This window comes from Microbacterium marinilacus, assembly GCF_019753765.1.
Taxonomy (GTDB): Bacteria; Actinomycetota; Actinomycetes; order Actinomycetales; family Microbacteriaceae; genus Microbacterium; species Microbacterium marinilacus.
In genome coordinates, this window is record NZ_JAIJZW010000008.1 from 46,176 (window position 1) to 70,079 (window position 23,904).

The following is a 23,904-nucleotide window of genomic DNA, read 5'->3' on the forward strand; positions in this document are numbered from 1 at the left end:
GATGGCTCAGTACGGCCTCGCGCCGGTGCTCGTGCCCATCGTGTCCGTGGTGGCGGTGGTCATCGCCGTCGGCGCGGTGCTCTGGGCTCGAGCGGCGCAACGCCGCGCGCGCCGAGACGCGGAGCAGACGGGGACGGCGGGTGCGCCCCCGCTCGCGGCCGCGCCCGGCGACGCCACGCGCGGGATGTGGGCGCCGCAGGACCCGGAGCTGCACGGATGGACGTGGTCTGCGGGGCGCACCCAGCCGCCCGATCTGCTGAGCGGGCCCCACGCCGTGTACGAGACCGTCGTCGCGCGCGAGATCTGCGGCGACTTCCGTGCCCGTGACGCCTTCGCACAGGTGCGGTCCCTGCAACGCCTGCCGGTGGTGCCGCGGAGCGCCCCGCACACGCACTGGAGCAAGGTCGCCGGGCTGCGCTCGCGGGTCGCGCTCCCGCCCTTCTTCCTGCTCACGGAGCAGGTGCCGCTCGTCGCCGCGACGCGCGTGCTCGAGGTCGCCGACGGGCTCGCCAAGGTCGCCGGTCCTCACGGCACGCGCACGGTGCTGTGGGCCGATCCGCGATGGGTCGACGCGCTGCTCGCGGCGCTGCGCCCCCTGATCGCGCAGCGCACCGAGCGGGAGTACTTCGTCGCGTCCGACGGCGACCTGCTGTTCGTCTGCGAGTCAGCGGGCGAGGACGAAGAGGCCGTGCTGCGTCGGCTGCGCTACGGCGACGATCTGCTGCGCGCCCTCGAGGCGCTGATCGCCCCGGGCCACGGCGGTAGCGTGTCGTCATGACGTTCAACGAGAACGCGAAGGTGGGCGGCAACAAGGCCCGCCGCCGGGGGCGCACGACCGCCATCGCCACCGGGGGCGGGATCGGCGTGCTCGGCATCGCGGTGCTGCTGATCAGCGCGTTCACCGGCCAGGATCTGGGCGGCCTGCTCGGCGTCCTGGGTGGCGGCGAGAGCAGCCAGCAGCAGCCCGCCGAGGGCGGCACCGCGATCTCCGACTGCGAGACCGGACAGGACGCCAACGAGAACGACGACTGCCGCCTCGCCGCGGGGTCGCTCGCGATCGACCAGTTCTGGGCGGAGAGCGTCGACGGCTACCGCGAGCCGCAGCTGATCATCGTCGAGGAGTCGACCTCGAGCCGATGCGGCACGGCGTCGAACGCGACGGGGCCGTTCTACTGCCCGCCGGAGGAGACCGTCTACGTCGCCCCGACCTTCTTCGGGCTGCTGCGCTCCCAGTACGGGGCGACCGCCGGCTCGCTGGCGCAGCTGTACGTGCTGGCGCACGAGTACGGTCATCACGTCCAGAACCTGCTGGGGGTGTTCGAGGACCATCCGACGGGCGACACGGGGCCGGACAGCAACGGCGTGCGCATCGAGCTGCAGGCCGACTGCTTCGCGGGTGCCTGGGTCGCCGGCATGGCGGATCAGGTCGACGAGGACGGAAACCCCTACCTCGAGTCTCCGACGCGCGAGCAGATCGCCGACGCGCTGAACGCGGCCGCGGCGGTCGGCGACGACCACATCCAGGAGCAGGCGACCGGCACCGTCACCCCGGAGAGCTGGACGCACGGATCGAGCGAGCAGCGTCAGCGATGGTTCGAGGCCGGTCGCGAGGGCGGCCCGAACGCCTGCGACACCTTCGCGGTGTCGGCGGGGGACCTGTAGCGCCGCCGACCCCGGTGGAGGCGGTGCGCCGGCCGGGTCAGATCAGGCTGAGCTCGCGCAGCTTCGCCTCGACGTCGGCGTTGCTCGGCTCGACGTGGTGCGACGAGTCGGGGTAGACGACCACCGGGATGTTCGTGCGGCCCGAGATGTCCTTCGCCACCTCGGCCGCGGCGGGCTCCGCCTCGAGGTCCACGTAGGTGTAGGCGACACCGAGGTCGTCGAGCTGGGCCTTGGTGCGGCGGCAGTCGCGGCACCACTCGGCGCCGAACATCGTGATTGCGGTGGGGTCCACGGTCGTCATGCCTCAAGATTACGTCTCGACCGGCTCATCGGCTCCATAGCCGGGCATGGCAACATGGATAGGCCCGCGTCTCGGGCGGTCGATCAGGGAGAGGGGCGGCGTGGACGTCACCGTCATCGTCCCCACCCGCAACGAGCGGGGGAACGTCGCCGAGGTCGTGCGGCAGCTGGGAGAAGCGCTGGACGGCCGTCGCGCCGAGATCCTGTTCGTCGACGACAGCGAGGACGGCACGGTCGCCGAGATCCAGCGCGTCGCGCAGGACGCGCCCCTGCCGGTCCGCTTCATCCACCGGGTGGCCGGCGAGCGGTCCGGCGGGCTGAGCGGCGCCGTGGTCGAGGGAATGAAGGCGGCCTCTGCCGAGGTCTGCGTCGTGATGGACGGCGATCTGCAGCACCCGCCGTCCCTGGTGCCGTCGTTGGTCGACCGGCACGCGCGCGGCGACGTCGACGTCGTGGTGGCGTCGCGCTACATCGGGGGCGGCGACTCCACAGGGCTCGGCACGACCATGCGCTTCGGCGTCTCGCGCGTGGCGACGCTCATCACCAAGTCGATGTTCCCGGTGCGCCTGCACGGCACGAGCGACCCGATGACGGGCTTCTTCCTCGTCGACCGCCGTCGCGTCGACCTCGAGGGGCTGCGGCCCAGCGGGTTCAAGATCCTGCTCGAGCTGCTGGTGCGCAGCGACCTTCGCGCGGCTGAGGTGCCGATGCGCTTCCACGAGCGCGCCGACGGAGAGTCGAAGGCGACGATGCGCCAGGGGGTCACGTTCCTCGTGCACCTCGCTCGGCTGCGGTTCGGCAAGATGTCGGTGTTCGCCCTGATCGGCGCGAGCGGGGCTGTCGCGAACATCGCGATCGTCTGGCTGCTGACCTCGCTCGGGATGGGGTACATCTGGGCCGCGATCATCGCCGCCGAGACGACGATCATCGCCAACTTCCTGCTCGCCGAGCGCTTCGTGTTCGCCGACATGCGCGGCCGCGCCGCCGGGCTCACACGCCGCTTCCTGGCGTCGTTCGCCTTCAACAACGCCGAGGCGGCCATCCGGATCCCGGTGCTGGCCTTCCTGGTCGAGACGTGGGCGATCTCGAGCGTGCTGGCGACGGCGATCACCCTCGCTGTCGCGTTCGTGGGTCGCTTCGTCTTCCACTCGCTCGTCGTCTACGCGCCGCGGCGCTCGCGGGAGCCGGGCACCGAGACCGCCGGTCAGAAGATCATCCGCATCATCGACGAAGAGGCGATGCGCCCCGGCGAGCTCTGATGTGCCCCTGCCGCTCGACGCGCCGTGTCAGCGGTCGATCGACCATTCGGCGCCGTCGCGGCGCCACGGCACGTCCGCCCGCTCGTCCCGGCCGAACTCGCCCCGGAGCCAGAGCGTCGTGTCCGGCCCCCAGCCGGCGATGATCGACGAGGCGTCGTCGTCGACGGGGATCTCCTTGGTCGCCGCAGCCAGGTAGGCCGTCGCCGTCAGATGCACGGCATCCCACTCCCGCGCCACACGCTGCCAATCGGGGATAACCCAGCATCCGGTGCGGCCCGTGGCGTTGTGCCAGTCGTCCCGTCGAGACGCGTGCTGTCCGGGAGCTCGCCGGTCGTGCGCAGCGCACCGGGAGGAAACGACGACCACTCGCCCGTCCACACGGCGTTGGGACCGGCGGCGCGCCTCTCGGTGCTGCGGGCCTCTTCCGCGCGGGTGTTCCTGGGGAAGCGGCACATGCAGCGCATGCCGACGAGCACGGGCGCATGGTGCGCGAGCAGAAGCACCTGCGTTGGAGCGCTCCGTCAGCGGTCGCGCAACAGGAGAGCGATCCGGTCCAGAGCCTGTGCGCCGTTCGGTACATAGGACCAGGTGCTGGGCTTGGCGCGCGCTGCACCGACGGCGGAAGCCGTGAGTCGGCGCTCACGACCATCGAGCGGTTCTTCTCGTCGGTCGGATGGGCGCAGCAGGGAGCCGAGTACGACGAGATCTCCCAGGTGGCGCTCGCGCTTGTCGTCGAGGTCGACCGAGTAGGCCGCGGACTTTCCGATGATCGCGCCGATCAGACTGGGTCGGAGGATGGTGCTGGTCCGCTGGCCGATCTGAACCACGACGCGTTCCGTACGATTGAGGACCTTCTGGGCTCCAGGCGTGGCGATCGTGCGGCCGCCCATCACCCCACGACGGGCCATGGCCCTCGCGCCGAGGTGGCGGGGAATCAGCACGTCGACGAGAGCTTCGCCTCGCACCCAACGATGCTGGATGTTGTCGCCGGTCGTCAGTGGCTCAAAGCCTCGCCGATGGAGGGCTGCGGTCACGTCCCAGAGTGCTTGTGGGCGTGCGCGGACGTCCAGTACTGCGTCGATGTCGTCGGTAGGGCGGGCGATGGTGGATCCGCGCTCTGCGCACCAGAGATGGACGAGCTGGCCGCCGACGAGGGTCCATCCGTCGGGGATGTCGTAGTAGAGGTCCATGAGGGCATGCCAGCCTTGTTCCTGAGCGTCCGTCATCGACGGCATCACGATGGGGGTGGGGGCTGTGGTCATCGGACGCCACCGTTGGCGCGAGCGGTCCACAGCGATGCGGCCTGCTGTCGTTCTCGCGGACCTGCATCGGCGAGGTCGACCACGACGGCCAACCACGACACAGCTTCCCGGGCTCGCCACTCCAGATCGGCCGGGACGACGCGCAGCAGGACGTTCTCGTTTCCGCGCGCCGGGACGAGGAAGTGATCCAGCTCGAGATCGGATAAGTCTTGTTCGTCGGCGTATCCTTCGGCGAAATCCCGAACGTTCATGCCCGAGCGCGGGTCGCTACGGCCGGATGGAGCGAACCTCGGGTCAGAGAGAAGACCGTCGGCCTCTGGGCTGGAAAGACGCAGCGTTCGGCCGCGACGGGCCAGGGCGCTCTGCAAGATCTCGAGAGCGTGACCAGGTTGCTCACCTAGGACCTTTCGCCACCTTCGACGCACGCGGGACAGTTCGTCGGGGGACAGGCGCTGGGGTGGACGATCCTCGGCGAGGGACAGGAGCGCCCACGCGATTCTGGGGCTGTAAGGCTGGCCGGCACGGCGCGACGAAGAAGGAAGGCTCCCCGCCTCGATGAGCCAGCGACCGGCGACCATCTCGGCGTCGAGCTGGCCGGCGTCGATCATGGCCCGAATCCGGGCCGAGGACACGCCCTGCTGCGCGGCGGCCTCCGGAACTGAGATCCTCACCATGACAGTATTGTTGCGTTGCGGCAATGATACTGTCAATAACGCCTGCGCGAGCTCACGCCGCCAGCGCACCGTGTGAGTGCGTCCGGGGGGCCTCGCCGACCAGCGCCAGGTCGTCCGGGTCGCGCCAGTCGATCGCCCACTGAGCGGCCCGCCTGCCCTCGCGCCACCACGCCGTGTCCGCTCTTGCCTCGATCGCCGACGCGATCGGCGCGAGCGCATCGGGGAGTTCTGCCCGCGCGTTCCCTCCCTCTCGGTGGGGCTGGGCTTCCGGACGAGGGTGCGGGTCACGATACGGTCGTGATGAGGGGGCGCTGTGCGCAACGCAGCACACGATGCGACATGGGCCGCCCACGTTCACATACGACAGGAGAATCACATGCCCATTCGCACCACGCGCAACGCCGTCGCCGCGATCGCCGCCATCGCGCTGTTCCCGATCCTGGCCGGCTGTTCGGCCGGCGGGCAGTCGGTCGCCGACGCCTGCGAGATCATGCAGAACGGCACCGAGGAGCTGAACTCGAAGGCCGCCGAGCTGCAGAGTGCGATCACCAGCGACCCCGAGTCGCTCGGTGACCTCGTCGCGGAGGTCGACGCCGAGATCTCGAGCCTGGGCGAGGACATCACGAACGAGGAGGTCAAGCCGGTCTACGACCGCTTCGCCGCCGCGTTCAGCGACCTGACGTCGCAGCTGCAGACGCTCGCCGAGGTCGACGTCACCGACACGGAGGCCGTCACCGAGGCGACCGAGAACATGACCGCCACGAGCACCGAGCTCACCGACGCGCAGACCGAGCTCACCGAGGTCTGCAGCGCCTGATTCTCCGGCCTCTTTCTCGTACGAGGGACTTCAGCGACGCGCGACCGTCGAGTCGGTGTTCCCCCGCGACGCACGCAGCGCACGCGCCTCGGCGAGCTCCTTCCGCTCCCGCTCGGCGGCCTTGTCGATCGTCCGCGTGTCACGCGGGGGCAGCTGGATGCGCTCCTCGGCGGCGATCCCGGCCTGCAGCTGTCGGCCGCGCTCCAGCTCGGCGTCGAACTCGGCTCCGAACAGCAGCGCCAGGTTCGCGATCCACACCCACAGCAGGAACACGATCACGCCGGCGAGCGATCCGTACGTGCGTTCGTAGTTGGAGAAGTTCGCGACGTAGAAGCCGAACCCGAGGGACGCGATCACCAGCGTCACGATCGCGATCACGGCGCCCGTGCTGATCCACCGGAACTTCGGCTGCTTGGCGTTGGGCGTGAAGTAGTAGAGGACGGCGACGAAGAACACGACCACGAAGGCGAGCACGGGCCACTTCGCGATCTGCCAGATCAACACGCCCGTCTCGCCGATGCCGACCGCGTCGCCGAGCGCCTTCGCCACGGGACCGGAGACGATCAGCAGGATTACCGCGATCGCGACGAGGACGATGGCGAGCAGCGTGACGACGAGCTGCGCGGGCTTCAGCTTCCAGAACGGACGCCCCTCGTCGATCTCCCAGATGCGGTTCAGGGCGCGGCTGAACGCGCTGACGTAGCCCGAGGCCGTCCAGATCGCGAGCACGGTTCCGGTGATCAGCGCGAGCCCCGCGGTCTGAGAGCTCGCGAGCTCCTCGATCGGCCCCCGCAGGGCCGACGCCGCGTCGCCCGGCGCCACCTCTTGGACGATGTCGAGCACCGCGTCGGCCGCCTGCTGGCCCTGTCCGATGACCCCCAGCAGGGAGAACACGGCGATCAGCGCCGGGAACAGGGCGAGCACCGAGAAGTAGGTGAGCCCGGCGGCGAGGTCGATGCATCGGTCGTCGACGAACTCGCTGACGGTCTTCTTCAGCACGTACTTCCACGACGGCTTCTTGATGTCACCCAGCGAGTCGGGCTTCGCGGGGTGCTCCGGATCGGGGGCCAGTTTCTGGTCCTGGACGGAGTGGTCCGGCGTTCCGCTCATGCTGCTGCCTTTCGCGATGCGGGCATTCCAAACCACCATGAAACGTCGTCGGCGTGGTCGCTGTACAGCGCTTGACCTCCCGGCCCGAACCTGAGATGAGAGCTCTGCGGGGGAGGGGGCGGGGGACGGCGATCATGCGCGGGGACGTTCGGTGCCGGTCCTCGCTCGGGCCTTTTCCTCGCTCGGCGGTGTCGCTACGGTTGGCGGTGTACCGATCAGTGAGAGAAGGGGGGACCCCATGGGGCTTCTTGATGACGCGGGAAAGAAGATCAAGGACGCGTTCGAGGACGTGAAGGACAAGGCCGAGGACGTCGCCGAGAAGGTGTCCGACAAGGCCGAAGAGCTTCAGGCCGAGGAAGAAGCGCGGATCGCCGAGACGAGGGCCGAGGCGCTCAAGGCCGAGAACGACGCGAAGGACGCCGCCAGGGACTGACGCGCGGCCGCTCGCGAGACGCCCCTCCTGGCTGTGGTCGGGAGGGGCGGCGCTGAGAGCCGGGGCAGGTCGGTCGCCCGAGCGATCGCCGCCCCACCTGAACGACCACGCCGCTGGTCGCCCGAGCCCGGTGACGTCGCACACTGCGACGCGCGCCGCGGCTCCCTGGGCGACCTGCTCCGTGGCGCAATGCGGTCGGTGCGGACGGTCTGCGCCGGCATCGGAGGGGGAGCATCTTGTCGGAACCGGGACGTCCAGCGCGCGCAGGCGGCGCCGCGACACGCGGATCCGGGGGAGCGCGCCGAAAACGCGGGCGATCGCTCAGTGAGGCCGCGTTCCAGCAGCTGGTCCGGGCGATCCAGCACGGCGAGCTGCTGCCGGGCGAGCGGCTGCTCGAGACCGAGCTCGCGGAGCGCCTCCACATGTCGCGGACCCCGGTGCGCGAGGCGCTGCAGCGACTGGAGGGCGCCGGGATGATCGAGGTGCTGCCCAACCGGATCACGACGGTGACAGACATCACGCCGGAGTCGCGACGGACGTCCGCCTGGTACGCCGGCTATCAGGCGGGCGCGGCGGCGCACATGGCCATCCCGCGCCTGACCTCGCAGGAGAGGTACGAGGCCGCGGGACTCGTGGACGAGATGGACAGCGCGGTGGGCACGCCGGACGCATCCGCGAGCCGGCGCCGGCTCTACAGCTACCTCTCCGCGCGGTCAGGCAACAGGCATCATCAGAACCACATGAGCGGCATGGAGGCGATCCTCGAACGCAACCTCCAGGCGATGGTCTACCCCGCCCACCTCCTGGACCGCGCTCACGAGCACCACGCGGCGTTGAAGGCCGCGATCCTCGCCGGCGACGCCGACGCGGCCGAGCAGCTCATCCGCGAGCAGCACGGCATCCCCACCTGAGGCGCGGCGACCGTCCGGGCGCTAAGCGCGGTCGGTGGACCCTCGCCAGGTCGTGACCGCCAGACGCGTCTTCGGGGCGACGTCGGCCAGATCGAACCACTCGTCGAGGTCGAGATCTCTGTAGGCGGCTCGGAACGCCGAGTCGGCCGTGTGCCCGAAACGCGCGAGGACCTCGAGCCGTTCCTCGGCGTCGAACGATCGGTTGTGGACCGCGGTCATCGCCGCGGCGTTCGCGAACGACGCGAGGTAGTCGCTTGCCGCGTCATCCTCGGTCACGTCCAGGGCGCGAAGCAGCACGGCAGCGAGCAGTCCGGTACGGTCCCAGCCGGCCCCGCAGTGGAACAGCACCGCACCTTCGGGAGCGGAGGCGATCGCGTCCAGCACCGCGGCGAGTCGGTCGGGCAGCTCACGAAGATGGGCGAGGTAGTAGAGAGGCGTGCCCCAGCGGCCGTCGGCTTCCAAGGGGCTCCAGAAGGCCTCGTCGTCTCCGTCGAGATCTAGGCAGACCCGTGCGATTCCCGCTGGCACGGCGCCGGTCCGTTCGTGCGGCCGGCGCAGATCGAGCACGGTGCGCACGCCGTGGGCGGAGAGGCGATCCCAACCTGCCGGCGTCAGCCGGTCCAATGCCTCAGCGCGGACGAAGACGCCTCGCGGAGTCACGGATCCATCGGATCGCTTCAGCCCGCCGAGGTCGCGCACGTTGGCGAGCCCCTCGATGAGGAGGTCATGCCGCATGCCCTCAGTCTTGCAGGGAGCAGGTGGCTGACCTGCGAAGAGAAGCCGTCGGTGGCTTGACCTTGACGTCGGGGCAATGTCTAGCGTCGAGCGACATGAGCATCTCTGTGCTCGACAGCGCCTCCGGCATCCGCGACGTCCTGGACGTGGCGCCGCAGACCGTGCGGAAGCCGTGCGACGTCTCTGGGCTCCGATGGCCGGCATGTACCACTTCATCCCCGGCGGGCTCGATCTCGCAGCGGTCCACGCGCAGAGCTTCGGGTTCCCCCTCGATGCACCGGCTGCGGTCGACGACCAGGTCCGCGAAGCGCTCGCAGAGCTCGTCGCCGCCGACGCCTGGGAGCGCGCCCGCGCCGCCCTCGACGCCGGTACCGCCGCCCTCGCCTCCGCAGATCCGGGCCTCGTCATCCCCGACCTGCGGGTGCTGCTGGTGCTCGGCGATCCGACGAATCAGCACTTCATGCGCGAGGTGCAGGGGCTGTCGGGCTTCGGAGGCATCAGCGGCTACATCGCCCTTACCGTCTGGCCCACTCGGCGGGTGCTGGACCGGCTCGAGGCGATCGTCGTCCACGAGCTGCATCACAACCTGCGGTACTCGCCGGGCGGTGTCGTGTGGCACCCCGCGACCGTGACGGTCGGCGAGCACGTGGTGTCCGAGGGCCTCGCCGACACGTTCGCCGCCGAGCTCTACGGGGCGGACGGCTACTCACACTTCGTGGGTGATCAGACCCGATCCGACGACGGTGTTCTCGCGCGGGTGGTCGAGGGGCTCGGCGTCAGCGGCATGGCCGATTTCGCCGCGTGGGTGCTGGGAGACGCGACGGCCGCGCTGTTCGGTGCGCAGCCCGTCGGCCTGCCCACCGGAGCCGGCTATGCGGCCGGTGCTCCACTGGTGCAGGCGTATCTCGACGAGACTGGTACGACCGCAGCGCAGAGCGTCCACACGCCCGCCTCCGAGATCCTCGGCATCGCGCTGCCTCGGCTCGGCCTCTCGTCGAACGCGCAGGGCTGACGCCGTCGGGCACCGGACGACCGGAGGAGGACCCCGTGGAATGGACGGTCAACGACCTGGCCGAACGCGCCGGTATCAGCGGCCGCACCCTGCGTCACTACCACCGGATCGGCCTGCTCGCCCCCGACCGCATCGGCTCCAACGGGTACCGCTACTACGGGCCGGACGCGGTGGCGAGGCTTCAGCGCATCCTGCTGCTGCGCGACACGGGCATGCCGCTGGCGCAGATCGCCGAGGTGGTGGCCGCGTCCGCGTCGCACGAGGCGGAGGTCGACGCGCTCGTGGCGCACCTCGACCGGCTCGTTCAGGACCGCGCGGCGATCGAGCGCCGGATCCGCGCGGTCGAGCACACGCTGCAGATGCGGCGAGAGGGGCGTGAGCCGCAGATGGACGTGATGCTCGACGGTTTCAACGACCGGTACGAGGAGGAGGTCGTGCGGCGCTGGGGGCGCGAGGCCTTCGACGCCTCGAACACGTGGTGGCATTCGAAGACCGCGCGCCAGCAGCGCGAATGGAAGCCCCGATCCGATCGACTGCTCGCACGCTGGGCAGAACTCGAAGCGGCGGGGGAGTCACCCGGTTCCCCCGCCGCCCAGGATCGCGCGGCCGCGCACGTCGCGTGGTTCACCGAGATCCCCGGCACCCCCACCCACGCCGGCGACCGTCCGCGTTCGGCCGCGATGATCCGCGGCTTGGCCGGCCTGTACGAGGCGAACCCCGACTTCCACCGGGCGTTCGGCGGCGGCCCAGGCCGCGAGCTTCGCCGCGGACGCGTTGCGCGTGCATGTGCGGGCGTTGGAGGAGGGCGCGGCTGGATAGCCGGGGCCCGCCGTCTCGGCCCCGGAAAGCGAAAACCCCCGGCGAACCGGGGGCTTCAGGTGGTGGCTCCGACGGGCGTCGATCCCGTGACCTCACGATTTTCAGTCGTGCGCTCTACCAACTGAGCTACAGAGCCTTGCGAAGGGCGAACCTGTCGCGTCCTAGACGAAAGGCCTCCTCGAAAGAAGGCCCGTCGCTCGGAGCGACCCTGACGGGACTTGAACCCGCGACCTCCGCCGTGACAGGGCGGCACGCTAACCAACTGCGCTACAGGGCCAAACTATGAAATTATATCAGCTCGTGTGACCCCAACGGGATTCGAACCCGTGCTACCGCCGTGAAAGGGCGGCGTCCTAGGCCGCTAAACGATGGGGCCGGGGTGAACCGCCGGGGCTCACGCTTGCCGACGATCAAGCATAAGGGGACGGCTTCCGATTTTCCAACTCGGGGCGCGTCCTCCCGGATCCCGGGCGTTTCGCCCGCAGGATGAGGGCGCCCCTCGAACCTCGGCGGACGTCGGCACGATGCCCACGCACCCCCCGGTCCCGTCCGATCGGGTGCGAACCTGCGCCGACGGATGGTGTAGATGTGGCGAATGTTGTTATTGTGGCCGATGTGAAACAGGCGGTGACCAGCCCGATGGACACCTCGATGTCTGCAGCGGAGGAGTGCGATTGCGCGCCCACCGCTGCTGAGCGACGCCGCCTCTGGAACCCGATCACGCGCCGCAGCGCCCTCGCCATCGCGGGTGCCGGTGCTCTCGCGCTCGGCATCGGCCTCTCCAACGGCAGCCCCGCGTTCGCCCTCACCTACAACCCCGACGACTACCCGACGTGGGAAGACGTCGAGCGGGCGCGCGGCGATGAGGCGAGCAAGCAGTCGGAGATCCAGCGCCTCGAAGACATGATCGCGCAGCTCAAGCGGCGCGTGGAGGAGACCACCGCCGCGGCGCAGCAGGCCGCCGACGAGTACTACGTCGCGCAGCAGGCGTTCTACGAGGCTGCCTATCGCGCGGACGAGCTGCAGTCGCAGGCCGACGCGCAGGCCGAGATCGCCGACACCGCCGCCACGAACGCGGCCCGGGTCGCGTCGCAGCTGTCGCGCACCGGCGGCGAGAACACGTCGCTGGACGTGCTGTTCGCCGGATCCGCCGCCAACGCCGACGAGCTGCTGACCAAGCTCGGGCAGATGGACAAGCTGCTCGCCGGCAGCGAGACGATCTACGCCGAAGCCGTCGCCGCCCGCGACTCGGCCCAGAAGCTGACGGATCAGGCGCAGGTCGCCCGCGAGGAGCGCGACCGTCTGCAGAAGATCGCCGAAGAGAAGATGATCGTCGCGCAGAACGCGCAGATCGCCGCCGAGCAGGCTCTCGCCGACGAGCAGGAGCACATGGTCACGCTCGAGGGCCAGCTCGCCGCCCTGCGCGACACGACCAGCAAGACGGTCGCGGAGTACGAAGAGGGCGTCGCCGCGAAGCAGGCCTACGAGGAAGAGCAGCGCCGGCTCGAAGAGGAGCGTCGCCGCAAGGCCGCCGAAGAGGCGGCACGCAAGGCCAAAGAGGCCGCCGAGAAGGCTGCACAGGAGGCAGCAGAGGCGGCGAAGAACAACAACAGCGGTGGCGGAGGGGGCTCATCGGCCCCGGCACCCGCGGCACCGGCCCCCGACGGCGGCGAGATCAAGAACAGCGGATGGGCCCGCCCGAGCGACGGCTGGCGCACGTCCGGCTACGGCGCCCGACCCAAGATGTGCGGCCCGAGCTACTGCGGCTCGACGTTCCACGCCGGCATCGACCTCGCCGCCGGCTGCGGCGCGCCGATCTACGCCGCCGCGACCGGCACCGTGGTCTACGCCGGGTACAACGGCGGCTACGGCAACTACATCCGCCTCGATCACGGCAACGGCGTGGGCACCGGATACGGTCACATCGTCAACGGCGGCATCCTCGTCGGCTATGGCCAGCACGTGAACGCCGGCGACGTGATCGCGTACGAGGGCAACACCGGCAACTCCTTCGGCTGCCACGTGCACTTCGAGGTCTACCTCGGTGGAGCGACCACCGACCCCGGCCCGTGGATGACGGCCCGCGGCATCAACACGTACTGACCCGACGTGCTCTCTTCGTCGGGACTGCCTCTTCGGTCGCGGACATGCGAAGGGGCCCGGACCGACGATGTCGGATCCGGGCCCCTTCGCTGTGACGGTCAGGCGCGGGTGTTCGGCGCCTCGCCCGCTCCCTGCGTCTTGGTCTGCGCGTCGTGCTCGTCGAAGCGCTCGTAGGCCTCGCTCACCAGGCGCTCGGCCTCGGCCGCATCGCCCCACTGGTCGACCTTGACCCACTTGTTGGGCTCGAGGTCCTTGTAGTGCTCGAAGAAGTGCTCGATCTCCTTCTTCGTGTACTCCTGCAGGTCGCCGATGTCCTGGATGTGGTCCCAACGCGGGTCCTTGGCGAGCACGGCGATGACCTTGTCGTCGCCGCCGGCCTCGTCCTTCATCTTCAGCACGGCGACCGGGCGCACCTTCACGCCGACGCCCGGGTAGACCGTGTGGTCCATGACGACCAGCACGTCGAGCGGGTCGCCGTCCTCACCCAGCGTGTTCTCGAAGAACCCGTAGTCGGTCGGGTAGCCGAAGGTCGTGTACAGCACACGGTCGAGGTACACGCGCCCCGTGCCGTGGTCGACCTCGTACTTCACGCGGCTGCCGCGCGGGATCTCGATGACTGCGTCGTACGCGCCCATTGACGATTGCTCCTTGGAAAGTCGGTGGGATGAACCGGGACAAGCCTAGACGCCACTCCTGCTGACATCCGGCCCGGGCCGCCGTGCCGCTCGGCGGCGGGCCCGATGCCGTCCGGCTCGTCCCGCCCGGATAGGGTCGTGCCGTGCTCGATCCCGCCGTCGCCGCCACCCGTCTCGCCGTCCGTTCGTCGCTCGCCGCCGTGCCCGACGGCTCCGTCGTGCTCGTCGCCCTGTCGGGCGGCGCCGACTCGCTCGCGCTCGCCGCGTCCGCGGCCCACGAGGCGCGCGCCCGGGGCATCCGCCTCGCCAGCGTCACGGTCGACCACGGCCTGCAGGACGGATCGGAGGCGGTCGCCCGGCGAGCCGCAGAGCAGGCCGCGGCGCTCGGGATCGACCCCCTCGTCGTGCGCGTCGAGGTCGGCGACGCGGGCGGGCCGGAGGCCGCCGCCCGCGAGGCGCGCTACGGCGTGCTGCGCGACGCGGCCTCCGACGCCGGCGCAGCGGCGGTGCTGCTCGGGCACACGCTCGACGACCAGGCCGAGACGGTGCTGCTGGGGCTGGCGCGGGGCGCCGGTGCCACCAGCCTGGCGGGCATGGCCCCGGCCCGCGACGACGAGAGCGGGGTGAGGTGGCTGCGTCCGCTGCTCGCGCTCCGCCGCTCCGTCACCCGCGAGGCATGCGCGGCGCAGGCTCTCGACCCGTGGGAGGACCCGCACAACGCCGATGAGCGGTTCTCGCGCGTGCGCGTGCGCGAGCGGGTGCTGCCCGTGCTCGAGGCCGAGCTCGGCCCCGGGATCGCCGAGGCGCTGGCCCGCACCGCCGAGCAGCTGCGGGAGGACGCAGAGGCGTTCGCCGAGATGATCGACGAGACGATCGAGGACATCGTCGAGCACGCCGAGGCGGGCATCGCCGTGTCGGTCCCCGCGCTGGCGGCGAACCCGCCGGCGCTCCGCCACCGGATCATCCGGCACGTCGTCGGCAGCGAGTTCGGCGTGGCGCTCAGCCGCACCCAGACGCTGGAGGTTGCCCGGCTGGTCACCGACTGGAGCGGCCAGGGGCCGATCGACCTGCCCGGCTGCGAGGCCGCGCGCCGCGGCGCACGGGTCGTGTTCACCGCCCGCGCCTAGAATCGCAGGATGCGCGCGGCAGACATCCCGAACGACCTCAGCTCCGTCCTCGTCACCGAGGAGCAGATCGACGAGAAGCTCGCAGAGCTCGCCATCCGGGTCGAGGAGGACTACGCAGGCAAGAAGCTGCTGCTGGTCGGCGTGCTCAAGGGCGCCGTCATGGTGATGGCCGACTTCGCGCGCCATCTGAAGCGCGACATCGCGATGGACTGGATGGCCGTGTCGAGCTACGGCAGCTCCACCAAGTCGAGCGGCGTGGTGCAGATCCGGAAGGACCTCGACACCGACCTCGGCGGATGGCACGTGCTGATCGTCGAGGACATCATCGACTCGGGCCTCACCCTCAGCTGGCTGCTCGACAACTTCGCGTCGCGCGGGGCCGAGTCGATCGAGGTGCTCGCGCTGCTGCGCAAGCCCGACGCGGCGAAGGTCGAGATCGACTGCCGCTACCTGGGCTTCGACATCCCGAACGAGTTCGTCGTCGGCTACGGCCTCGACTACGCGGAGCGCTACCGCAACCTGCGCGACGTCGCGATCCTCGCCCCGCACGTCTACGAGTGACGCCCGCGAGTGCCGTTCGGCACTCGCGCATCTTCGGTGAGTGCCATATCGCACTCGCCGGGAGGCGCCGAGTGCCATATGGCGCTCGCGGTTCGGAGGTACGCCCTGGGCGAAGCCCAGACTGCGCATAGGCGTCGAGGGGTAGCCTGACCGAAAGTCCCTTCCTCGAGAGGGGCCTTCCGGATCGCCGCGATGGATCAGCGGCCCGGGCAGCTGATCCGCAGTCGCTGGGCGACCGCGTGCACGACAGGAGGGGCAGGGGGAGACCCCGGACCATGGACTTCAAGAAGCTCACCCGCAACCCGCTGATCTACGTGCTGCTCATCGGCGTTCTCCTGATCGCCGGCTTCTCGCTGATCTCCAGCCTGACGGGCACCAAGCAGGTCACCACCCAGGAGGGCCTCGAGCTGCTCAAGGGCGGCACCGTCGAGAAGGTGCTGATCACCGACGGCGACCAGCGGGTCGACCTCCAGCTGTCCGAGGCGCACGACGGCGCCGAGGCGGTGCAGTTCTACTACGTGGACGCGCGTGCCGACGAGGTCGTCGCGGCCGTCGAGGACGCCGCGCCCGCCGACGGCTACGACGACGCGGTGCCGCGCGCCACGATCTGGGACAGCATGCTGTCGCTGCTGATCCCGATGCTGCTGCTCGGCCTGCTGTTCTGGTTCCTGCTGTCGAGCGCCCAGGGCGGCGGCGGCAAGGTGATGCAGTTCGGCAAGTCGCGCGCCAAGCTCGCCAACAAGGAGCACCCGGACGTCACGTTCGTCGACGTGGCGGGCGCGGATGAGGCGCTCGAGGAGCTGCAGGAGATCAAGGACTTCCTGAAGGAGCCGGCCAAGTTCCAGGCGCTCGGCGCCCGCATCCCCAAGGGCGTGCTGCTGTACGGCCCTCCCGGAACCGGAAAGACGCTGCTCGCGCGCGCCGTCGCGGGCGAGGCCGGCGTGCCGTTCTACTCGATCTCGGGCTCGGACTTCGTCGAGATGTTCGTCGGCGTCGGCGCGAGCCGCGTCCGCGACCTGTTCAACCAGGCGAAGGAGAACTCGCCGGCGATCATCTTCATCGACGAGATCGACGCCGTCGGCCGCCACCGCGGCGCCGGCATGGGCGGCGGTCACGACGAGCGCGAGCAGACGCTGAACCAGATGCTCGTCGAGATGGACGGCTTCGACCCCAAGGCCAACGTCATCGTCATCGCGGCGACCAACCGCCCCGACATCCTCGACCCGGCGCTGCTGCGCCCCGGTCGCTTCGACCGTCAGATCGGCGTCGACGCTCCCGACCTGCAGGGACGCCGCCGCATCCTCGAGGTGCACGGCCGCGGCAAGCCGCTCGCCGACAGCGTCGACCTCGACGTCGTGGCCCGCAAGACGCCCGGCTTCACGGGCGCCGACCTCGCCAACGTGCTCAACGAGGCGGCCCTCCTGACCGCGCGGTCGAACGCGCAGCTGATCGACAACCGCGCGCTGGACGAGGCGATCGACCGCGTGATCGCCGGCCCGCAGCGCCGCACCCGCGTGATGAACGACAAGGAGAAGCTCATCACCGCGTACCACGAGGGCGGTCACGCGCTCGCGGCGGCGGCGATGAACCACACCGACCCCGTCACGAAGATCACGATCCTTCCCCGCGGCAAGGCGCTCGGCTACACGATGGTGCTGCCCCTCGAGGACAAGTACTCGGTCACGCGCAACGAGCTGCAGGACCAGCTCGCGTACGCGATGGGCGGCCGCGTCGCCGAGGAGATCGTGTTCCACGACCCCACCACGGGGGCGTCGAACGACATCGAGAAGGCCACGGGCATCGCCCGCAAGATGGTCACCGAGTACGGCATGACCACGGAGGTCGGCCCGGTCAAGCTCGCCGCCGGCAGCGGCGAGGTCTTCATGGGCCGCGACATGGGCCACGGCCGCGACTACTCCGAGCGCATCGCCGAGCGCATCGACGGCCAGGTGCGCGCGCTGATCGAGCAGGCCCACAACGAGGCCTACGAGGTCATCAACGCCAACCGCGAGGTGCTCGACCGGCTGGCGCTCGCGCTCCTGGAGCAGGAGACGCTCGACCACACCCAGCTCGAGGACATCTTCCGGGACGTCAAGAAGCTGCCGCCTCGCGCGCAGTGGCTGTCGAGCTCCGAGCGTCCGGTGTCGCCGCTGCCGCCCGTGCAGATCCCGCGTCGCCCCGAGCACACCGGGGTGGCCGCGTCGGCTGCCGCGGAGCAGCCCGGCAAGGCGCCGGTGACCCGCCCCGCCACGGGGCAGGCGCGTCCGGCCACGGCCTGAGCTCCCCCTAGGATGAGCGAATGCCTGTCGACAGGGAGCGCATCGCCGCGCTGACGCGAGAGCTGCTGATCGCGATCGGGGAGGACCCGGATCGCCCCGGCCTCAAGCAGACGCCGCAGCGCGTCGCCGACGCCAGCGCCGAGCTCTTCGCAGGCGTCGGGCTGGACGCCGCCGAGCCCCTCTCGCACACCATCAGCGTCGCCCAGGGCCCCGCCCCCGACACGCTGCCGTCGGGCGCGGTCATCCTGCGCGACATCCGCTTCCGCTCGACCTGCGAGCACCACCTGCTGCCGTTCGCCGGCCACGCGCACATCGCGTACCTGCCGGGCGAGCAGGTCGTCGGACTGGGCGCGCTGCCGAAGGTGGTCGAGATCCTGGCGTCGCGACCGCAGGTGCAGGAGCGGCTCGGCGAGCAGATCGCCGACACGATCGACGACTCGCTCGACGCGCGCGGCGTTCTCGTCGTCCTCGACGCCGCGCACCAGTGCGTGACGATGCGGGGGTCGCGCCAGGTGGACAGCTCCACCGTCACGGTCGCGGCGCGCGGCGAGCTGGCCGATCCGGTGCAGCGCGCCGAGGTGATCGCCCTGATCGGTCAGGGGCACGCGTGACGCGGATCTGGGGCATCGTCAACGTCACGCCCGACTCGTTCAGCGACGGCGGGCGGTACCTGGCGGCGGACGACGCGATCGCCCACGGCAGGCTCCTGCGCGAGCAGGGCGCCCACGTGCTGGATGTGGGCGGTGAGTCGACGCGGCCCGGGTCGGAGCCCGTGGGAGCGGACGAGGAGAAGCGCCGCGTCCTGCCGGTGATCGAGGCGCTCGCCGGCGACGGCGCGACCGTGAGCGTCGACACGTACCGGGCTGAGACCGCCCGCGCCGCGCTGGCCGCAGGCGCCGCCATCGTGAACGACGTGTCCGGCGGCCTCGCCGACCCCGAGATCCTCGCGGTCACCGCCGCGGGCGGCGCGGTCATCGCGCTCGGGCACTGGCGCGGCCCCTCTTCGGACATGTACGCACGGGCCGAGTACGGCTCGATCGGCGCCGACGTCGCCGCGGAGCTGCAGGCTCGGGTGGACGCCGCGCTCGCCGCGGGCATCGGGCGCGACCGGATCGTCCTCGACCCCGGCATCGGCTTCGCCAAGGCGGGCGAGCAGAACTGGGCGCTGCTGCGGCAGCTCGACGAGATCGTGGCGCTGGGCCTGCCGATCCTGATCGGCACGTCGCGCAAGAGGTTCCTCGCATCTGCGCTGGGCGAGGACGCCTCGAACGAGCGGAAGGATCTGGCCACCGCGGTCACGAGCGCACTGGCGGCGCGGCGCGGGCTTCACGCCGTGCGCGTGCACGACGTCGCGGCGACGCGCGATGCCATCGCGGTGGCGGAGGCATGGGAGGGCCGGGGCGCCGGCGCATCGAGCGACCAGGACGGGACGACGTGAACTTCGCGGACATGATCGAGCTGACGGGCCTGCGCGCGTTCGGACGCCACGGGGTCTTCGACTTCGAGCGCGAGAACGGTCAGGAGTTCGTCGTCGACCTCCGGCTGGGCGTGTCGACGACGCGGGCCGCCGAGACCGACGACGTGGCCGACACCGTGCACTACGGAGAGCTCGCCGAGAAGGTGGTCGGCATCGTCGGCGGAGAGCCGGTCAACCTCATCGAGACGCTCGCGCACCGCATCGCCGACGCGGTGATGGGGGACGAGCGCATCGACTTCCTCATCGTCACGGTGCACAAGCCGCAGGCGCCCATCGAGGCGCAGTTCCAGGACGTGTCGGTCACGGTGCACGCCTCCCGGGACGTCGCCTCCGCGAGGGAGCGCGCCGATGTCGCGTGATCTGACGAGGCCGCTCGGGGACCCGCCCGCGCGCGCACCGCGCGCCACCGTCACGGCCGTCGTCGCGCTGGGGGCGAACCTCGGCGACCGGCACGAGACGATCTCCGCCGCCGTCGACGAGCTGCGACGGCTTCCGCTGGTGGACGACGTCGTGGCGTCGACGCCGATCGAGTCGGTCGCGCTCACGCTCGACGGACCCGACGAGTCAGAGCCCGCCTACCTGAACGCCGTGGCGCTCGTGCGGACGCGTCTGGCCCCCTCGGTGCTCCTCGGCATGCTGCACGCGATCGAGGCCCGGCACGGCCGCGTGCGGGCGCCGCAGGACGTGCGCTGGGGCGCGCGCACGCTCGATCTCGACCTGATCGCCTACGGCGATGTGACCTCGGACGAGGCGGGCCTGACCCTGCCGCATCCGCGAGCCGCCGAGCGGGACTTCGTGCTGGCACCCTGGCTGGAGGTCGACGCGGACGCCGTGCTGCCCGGACGAGGGCGCGTCGCGGACCTGCTGCGAGACCTGGGGAGCGGGTCGTGAAGCGCACGTCCGCGCTGTCGCTCGTCGTCGCGGCCCTTCTGGGCGGCGGCTTCGGATTCCTGATCGACCACGCGCTGACGATGTCCGGCCGCGCGACCTTCACCCCCGCGGTGGGCCTGCCGATCCTGCTCGTGCTGCTGGGCGCGCTCTGCGTGGCCCTCGCGTGGCCGGTCCGGCGTTCGCAGCGCAGCGCGACGGCGCCCCGCGTCGATCCGTTCCGTGCGGTGAGGATCGCGATCCTCGCCAAGGCCTCCAGCATCGTCGGCGCGGCGTCGGGAGGCGCGGCCGCGGGCATGCTGCTGTACGTCTCGACGCGGCCCGTGGCCCCGGCGCTAGGCTCGGTGACGACGATCGTCGCGGCCGTCGCCGCGGGAGCCGTCCTGGTGGTGGCGGCCCTGGTCGCCGAGCATTTCTGCAGCCTGCCTCCTGACGACGGTGCAAAGGATCACGATGAGCGACAACCAGACGACGCCGGCCCCGGAGCCGCGACCGGGCACTGAGCACCCGGCCCCGCCCGTTCCGCCGGCGCCGCCCGCACCCGCAGCGCCGCCGGCCCCGGCAGCGCCGCCCGCATCGGCAGCGCCGCCCGCATCGGCAGAGCCCCCTGTGCCCGCGACGACGGAGGGAGCCGCCCCGACGCGCGCCAGCCAGCGTCTCGCGGCCGCAGCGCGGGAGGGCGCTCCGCCCCCGACACCACCGGTCGCCGAGCCCGGCCAGCGCCCCGCGCCGGTGGCGCCCGACGGTACCGGTCAGCGCCCCGCGCCGGCGGCGCTCGACGGTACCGGTCAGCGTCTCGCGCCGGCGGCGCTCGACGAGGGCACTTACACGGCGGTGCGCGAGCCCCGCGCGGCGGGCAGGCTCGCCCTCGACGGCGCCTGGCACCAGATCTCGCCGAAGTACGTCGTGTCCCAGACGGTGCAGAACCTCATCTTCGTCGCCGTGCTCGTCGCGATCGGCGTCTTCGTGACCATGGTGTCGTCGCAGAACTGGCACTGGCTGGGCCTCGGCGTCGCTTTCGTCGCGACCATCGCGGCCCAGATCGTGCTGCCTCGCCAGGCGCGGGCGCTCGGCTACATGCTGCGCGACGACGACATCGTGTTCCGCAAGGGCATCCTGTGGCAGCGGATGATCGCCGTGCCGTACGGCCGTATGCAGCTGATCGACATCACGCACGGGCCGATGGATCGTGCCTTCGGGATCGCCAAGCTGAAGATGGTGACCGCGGCGGCCACGACGGGCGTCGAGATCCCGGGGCTCAGCCGCACGGCCTCCGAGGCGCTGCGCGACACGCTCATCGAGGTCGCCGAGACGCGACGGACCGGACTGTGACCGACGAGCAGCCGGTGGCACCGGCGGCTCCCGGAGCTGTGGAGGCGCCCACGCTGCCGCAGGGCGGCTCGTCGTCGCTCGCCGACGGCGGCTGGCACCGGCTCCACCCGCTGACGCCGCTGTTCCAGGGCGGCCTGGTGCTGATCATCGTCGCCGGCATCATCCTGTCGAACTTCCGCGACCGGGCCGTGGTCTGGCTGGTGTCGATCTTCGCCCCCGGAGAGGTCGAGAGCGAGGCCGTCGAGTACGGCGAGGTCGACTTCGTCGACTTCCTGGCTGCCAACAACCTGATCCTGCAGGGGCTCGGCATCCTGCTCGTCGCGGTGCTGGCGCTGATGGCGATCTTCTGGGTCGTGTGGCGCTTCCACCAGTTCCGCATCACCGGCGACGACGTGGAGGTGCGCAAGGGCATCGTCTTCCGGACGCACCGCCGCGCCCCGCTCGACCGGGTGCAGGGCGTCAACCTGACGCGCCCGTTCCCGGCGCGGCTGATCGGCATGGCGAAGCTCGAGGTGGTGGGGGCGGGCACCGACGCCAATGTCGCCCTCGAATACCTCGGCACGCAGCGGGCCGAGCAGGTGCGCGCCGACATCCTGCGGCTCGCCTCGGGCGCGCGCGCGTCGCGGCAGGCGGCGCGCGACGGCTCCGCGGGCGCACCGGCCACCGCCCGCGGCGGGCTGGTGGGCACTCTGAACGAGGGCGTGACGGAGATGATCGGCGGCGTCGATCGCGCGGACGTCGCCGCCGAGAGCGTCGTCAAGATCCCCGCCGGTCGGCTCATCGCCGCGCACGCCATGCATGGCGTGCTGTGGGTGCTGTTCTTCGGCGTCCTGTGGTTCTGCAGCGTCATGCTGCCGCTCATCCTCACCGGCGAGGCCGGCATCGGGCCCGGCGGCGCGCTCATCGGGGTCGGCATCGGCCTCATCACCGGCATCCCGATGCTCTTCGCCGCGGTGGCGATCGTCTGGACGCAGATCTCCAAGTCGCTCCGGTACGCCATCGCCCCGACGCCCGACGGCGTTCGGATCACGTTCGGTCTCTTCACCACGGTCACCGAGACGCTGCCGCCCGGGCGGATCTTCGGCGTCGAGGTGTCGCAGTCGCTGCTGTGGCGACCGTTCGGGTGGTGGACCGTCAAGATCAACCGGATGACGGGCAAGAGCGCCGCCCAGGCGCAGTCGGGTCAGGCGCAGCAGTTCAACACGGTGCTGCCGGTCGGCACTCGCGCCGACGTCGAGCGGGTGCTCGGCCTGATCCTGCCCGGCCTGCCGGTCTCGGACATGCCGCTGATCTGGGAGCACGGCGTGCTCGGCCCGGTGGCGGACGGGGCAGGGGCGGACCCCTACCGCACGATCCCGCGCCGTGCCTGGTGGCGTCGACCGGTGTCGTGGCGCCGCCACGGCTTCGCCGTCACCGGCTACGGCCTGCTGCTGCGTCGCGGCCGTATCTGGCGGAAGCTGGCGGTGTTCCCGCTCGCTCGCGTGCAGGGCGTCTCGGTCGCGCAGGGCCCGATCGACCGCCTGCAGCGCGTGGCGTGGGGGCAGGTGCACACGGTGCAGGGCCCGATCTCGGGCCAGATCGTCGGTCTCGAGCGCGACGACGCCCTCGACCTGCTGCGCAGCGTCAGCCGGGGCGCGGTCGCCGCTGTGGCGGTGGACCAGAGCCATCGCTGGCTGCAGCATCTGCCCGTGCCGGGGCAGGCCGTGCCAGCGCAGGCGGTCCCGGCGCAGAATGTGCCGGCGGGGATCGCGGAGGGCCGCCCCGGGGGGTCCCCGGTATGAGGCGCGACGGGCGGCTCGGCGTCGGCGTCATCGGCGCCGGTCGCGTCGGTCCGGTGATCGGTGCCGCGCTCGCCGGTGCAGGCCACGCGCTGACGGGGATCACCAGCGGATCGGACGACGAGCGCGTCGAGGCGATCCTCCCCGGTGTGCCCGTCCTCGACGCCCTCGAGGTGGTGCGCCGCAGCGAGCTGGTGGTCATCGCCGTGCCCCGTGATGAGCTGCCGGGGCTGGTGGCGGGGCTCGCCGAGCTCGGGGCGTGGCAGGTGGGCCAGCTGGTGCTGCACACGGATGCCGCGCACGGCATCGATGTGCTGCATCCGGCCGCGGAGCGGGGCGCGATCCCGCTTGCGGTGCACCCTGCCATCGCGTTCACGGGGACGAGCATGGACCTGCGTCAGCTCGCGGCGTCGTACGCGGCCGTGACCGCGCCGACCGCGGTGCTGCCGATCGCTCAGGCCCTGGCGGTCGAGCTCGGCTGCGAGCCCGTCGTGGTCGCCGAGGAGGACCGGGCGGCGTACGCGGAGGCGATCGAGACCGCCTCCGAGTTCTCGCGACAGATCGTGCATCAGGCGACGGGCATTCTGCGGGGCATCGGGATCGACAACCCCGGGGGCTACCTGTCGGCCCTCGTCCGCTCGACGGTGGACCACGCGCTCGCCGAGGCGTCGCCCACCGTCGTGCTGCCGCCCGACGACTGAAGCGTGGCGCCGGGCGACCGCGGGCGCAG

Annotated in this window: 26 protein-coding genes, 3 tRNA genes and 1 pseudogene; 20 read left to right on the forward strand and 10 right to left on the reverse strand. The window is 71.2% G+C overall.

The genetic code is table 11. From position 1 onward, the window contains the following. The first annotated feature begins 1 nt into the window (after position 1). Positions 2-778: a hypothetical protein gene (locus K5S26_RS13375; protein WP_221859029.1), complete on the forward strand. Its 777-nt coding sequence runs from the start codon at positions 2-4 to the stop codon at positions 776-778. Beyond that, on the forward strand, positions 775-1,662 hold the full coding sequence (ypfJ, locus tag K5S26_RS13380; protein WP_221859031.1) for a KPN_02809 family neutral zinc metallopeptidase: 888 nt from the start codon (positions 775-777) through the stop codon (positions 1,660-1,662). Before K5S26_RS13375 ends, ypfJ begins: the two co-directional genes overlap by 4 nt. Positions 1,663-1,699: 37 nt before the next feature. On the opposite strand, the gene K5S26_RS13385 is transcribed toward ypfJ, so the two are convergent. Continuing rightward, the gene (locus K5S26_RS13385) at positions 1,700-1,963 is read right to left on the reverse strand and encodes a glutaredoxin family protein (RefSeq protein ID WP_221859033.1); all 264 of its coding nucleotides are present in this window, start codon (positions 1,961-1,963) and stop codon (positions 1,700-1,702) included. Positions 1,964-2,063: 100 nt separating this feature from the next. Between K5S26_RS13385 and K5S26_RS13390 the strand changes: the two genes are divergently transcribed. Further along, the gene (locus K5S26_RS13390; protein ID WP_308122976.1) at positions 2,064-3,221 is read left to right on the forward strand and encodes a glycosyltransferase; all 1,158 of its coding nucleotides are present in this window, start codon (positions 2,064-2,066) and stop codon (positions 3,219-3,221) included. Between the two features lie 27 nt (positions 3,222-3,248). Here the strand turns inward: K5S26_RS13390 and K5S26_RS13395 are convergent, their stop codons facing one another. The 3 genes from K5S26_RS13395 to K5S26_RS13405 all read right to left on the reverse strand — a co-directional run bounded on the left by K5S26_RS13395 (position 3,249) and on the right by K5S26_RS13405 (position 5,157). Then, entirely contained in the window at positions 3,249-3,437 is a 189-nt protein-coding gene (locus K5S26_RS13395) for a hypothetical protein (protein ID WP_221859037.1), read from the reverse strand. Positions 3,438-3,742: 305 nt separating this feature from the next. Continuing rightward, a complete protein-coding gene (locus tag K5S26_RS13400) occupies positions 3,743-4,483 on the reverse strand; it encodes a hypothetical protein (protein ID WP_221859039.1) in 741 nt (246 codons plus the stop codon). Beyond that, positions 4,480-5,157, reverse strand: coding sequence for a hypothetical protein (locus K5S26_RS13405; protein ID WP_221859041.1), 678 nt, complete (start codon positions 5,155-5,157; stop codon positions 4,480-4,482). The genes K5S26_RS13400 and K5S26_RS13405 overlap by 4 nt, the downstream gene beginning before the upstream one ends. 376 nt (positions 5,158-5,533) lie before the next feature. Between K5S26_RS13405 and K5S26_RS13410 the strand changes: the two genes are divergently transcribed. Next, on the forward strand, positions 5,534-5,974 hold the full coding sequence (locus tag K5S26_RS13410; protein WP_221859043.1) for a hypothetical protein: 441 nt from the start codon (positions 5,534-5,536) through the stop codon (positions 5,972-5,974). A 30-nt stretch (positions 5,975-6,004) separates the two neighbouring features. Here K5S26_RS13410 and K5S26_RS13415 read toward each other — a convergent pair whose 3' ends face one another. Then, entirely contained in the window at positions 6,005-7,084 is a 1,080-nt protein-coding gene (locus tag K5S26_RS13415) for a YihY/virulence factor BrkB family protein (RefSeq protein WP_246604020.1), read from the reverse strand. Positions 7,085-7,322: 238 nt separating this feature from the next. Between K5S26_RS13415 and K5S26_RS13420 the strand changes: the two genes are divergently transcribed. Next, positions 7,323-7,517 (forward strand): hypothetical protein, encoded by a 195-nt coding sequence (locus K5S26_RS13420; RefSeq protein ID WP_221859045.1) that lies wholly within the window; start codon positions 7,323-7,325, stop codon positions 7,515-7,517. Between the two features lie 236 nt (positions 7,518-7,753). Further along, positions 7,754-8,428: a GntR family transcriptional regulator gene (locus tag K5S26_RS13425; RefSeq protein WP_221859046.1), complete on the forward strand. Its 675-nt coding sequence runs from the start codon at positions 7,754-7,756 to the stop codon at positions 8,426-8,428. Between the two features lie 21 nt (positions 8,429-8,449). Here the strand turns inward: K5S26_RS13425 and K5S26_RS13430 are convergent, their stop codons facing one another. Further along, positions 8,450-9,163, reverse strand: coding sequence for a tyrosine-protein phosphatase (locus K5S26_RS13430; protein WP_221859049.1), 714 nt, complete (start codon positions 9,161-9,163; stop codon positions 8,450-8,452). Positions 9,164-9,365: 202 nt separating this feature from the next. Here K5S26_RS13430 and K5S26_RS13435 point away from each other — a divergent pair, with 202 nt between their 5' ends. Next, entirely contained in the window at positions 9,366-10,175 is an 810-nt protein-coding gene (locus K5S26_RS13435; RefSeq protein ID WP_221859051.1) for a DUF2268 domain-containing putative Zn-dependent protease, read from the forward strand. 35 nt (positions 10,176-10,210) lie between these two features. Next, a pseudogene (locus K5S26_RS19325) lies at positions 10,211-10,849 on the forward strand (MerR family transcriptional regulator); the annotation flags it as partial. Between the two features lie 205 nt (positions 10,850-11,054). On the opposite strand, the gene K5S26_RS13445 reads toward K5S26_RS19325, so the two are convergent. The 3 genes from K5S26_RS13445 to K5S26_RS13455 form a co-directional block, all read right to left on the reverse strand. Continuing rightward, a tRNA-Phe gene (locus K5S26_RS13445) sits at positions 11,055-11,130 on the reverse strand. 67 nt (positions 11,131-11,197) lie between these two features. After that, a tRNA-Asp gene (locus K5S26_RS13450) sits at positions 11,198-11,271 on the reverse strand. A gap of 26 nt (positions 11,272-11,297) precedes the next feature. Then, positions 11,298-11,370: transfer RNA gene (locus tag K5S26_RS13455), tRNA-Glu, on the reverse strand. Positions 11,371-11,600: 230 nt separating this feature from the next. Here K5S26_RS13455 and K5S26_RS13460 point away from each other — a divergent pair. Next, on the forward strand, positions 11,601-13,097 hold the full coding sequence (locus K5S26_RS13460; protein ID WP_308122977.1) for a peptidoglycan DD-metalloendopeptidase family protein: 1,497 nt from the start codon (positions 11,601-11,603) through the stop codon (positions 13,095-13,097). 98 nt (positions 13,098-13,195) lie between these two features. Here K5S26_RS13460 and K5S26_RS13465 read toward each other — a convergent pair whose 3' ends face one another. Beyond that, positions 13,196-13,732 (reverse strand): inorganic diphosphatase, encoded by a 537-nt coding sequence (locus K5S26_RS13465; RefSeq protein WP_221859053.1) that lies wholly within the window; start codon positions 13,730-13,732, stop codon positions 13,196-13,198. Positions 13,733-13,875: 143 nt separating this feature from the next. On the opposite strand from K5S26_RS13465, the gene tilS reads away from it, so the two are divergent. The 11 genes from tilS to K5S26_RS13520 all read left to right on the forward strand — a co-directional run bounded on the left by tilS (position 13,876) and on the right by K5S26_RS13520 (position 23,875). Further along, on the forward strand, positions 13,876-14,859 hold the full coding sequence (gene tilS, locus K5S26_RS13470) for a tRNA lysidine(34) synthetase TilS (RefSeq protein ID WP_221859055.1): 984 nt from the start codon (positions 13,876-13,878) through the stop codon (positions 14,857-14,859). Between the two features lie 9 nt (positions 14,860-14,868). Continuing rightward, positions 14,869-15,420, forward strand: coding sequence for a hypoxanthine phosphoribosyltransferase (gene hpt, locus K5S26_RS13475; protein WP_221859057.1), 552 nt, complete (start codon positions 14,869-14,871; stop codon positions 15,418-15,420). Positions 15,421-15,695: 275 nt separating this feature from the next. Continuing rightward, positions 15,696-17,699, forward strand: coding sequence for an ATP-dependent zinc metalloprotease FtsH (ftsH, locus tag K5S26_RS13480; protein ID WP_221859059.1), 2,004 nt, complete (start codon positions 15,696-15,698; stop codon positions 17,697-17,699). 20 nt (positions 17,700-17,719) lie between these two features. Further along, entirely contained in the window at positions 17,720-18,310 is a 591-nt protein-coding gene (gene folE / locus K5S26_RS13485) for a GTP cyclohydrolase I (protein ID WP_221859061.1), read from the forward strand. After that, a complete protein-coding gene (gene folP / locus K5S26_RS13490) occupies positions 18,307-19,137 on the forward strand; it encodes a dihydropteroate synthase (RefSeq protein ID WP_221859063.1) in 831 nt (276 codons plus the stop codon). Before folE ends, folP begins: the two co-directional genes overlap by 4 nt. Further along, positions 19,134-19,535, forward strand: coding sequence for a dihydroneopterin aldolase (gene folB / locus K5S26_RS13495; RefSeq protein ID WP_221859064.1), 402 nt, complete (start codon positions 19,134-19,136; stop codon positions 19,533-19,535). The genes folP and folB overlap by 4 nt, the downstream gene beginning before the upstream one ends. Continuing rightward, entirely contained in the window at positions 19,525-20,067 is a 543-nt protein-coding gene (folK, locus tag K5S26_RS13500) for a 2-amino-4-hydroxy-6-hydroxymethyldihydropteridine diphosphokinase (RefSeq protein WP_221859066.1), read from the forward strand. The genes folB and folK overlap by 11 nt, the downstream gene beginning before the upstream one ends. Next, positions 20,064-20,567, forward strand: coding sequence for a DUF3180 domain-containing protein (locus K5S26_RS13505; RefSeq protein WP_221859068.1), 504 nt, complete (start codon positions 20,064-20,066; stop codon positions 20,565-20,567). Before folK ends, K5S26_RS13505 begins: the two co-directional genes overlap by 4 nt. 331 nt (positions 20,568-20,898) lie before the next feature. Further along, positions 20,899-21,396: a PH domain-containing protein gene (locus K5S26_RS19210; protein ID WP_372454411.1), complete on the forward strand. Its 498-nt coding sequence runs from the start codon at positions 20,899-20,901 to the stop codon at positions 21,394-21,396. Next, positions 21,393-23,177, forward strand: a complete 1,785-nt coding sequence (locus K5S26_RS13515; RefSeq protein ID WP_308122979.1) for a PH domain-containing protein — start codon at positions 21,393-21,395, stop codon at positions 23,175-23,177. The genes K5S26_RS19210 and K5S26_RS13515 overlap by 4 nt, the downstream gene beginning before the upstream one ends. Then, positions 23,174-23,875, forward strand: a complete 702-nt coding sequence (locus K5S26_RS13520) for a DUF2520 domain-containing protein (protein ID WP_221859070.1) — start codon at positions 23,174-23,176, stop codon at positions 23,873-23,875. Before K5S26_RS13515 ends, K5S26_RS13520 begins: the two co-directional genes overlap by 4 nt. Positions 23,876-23,904: the final 29 nt, after the last annotated feature.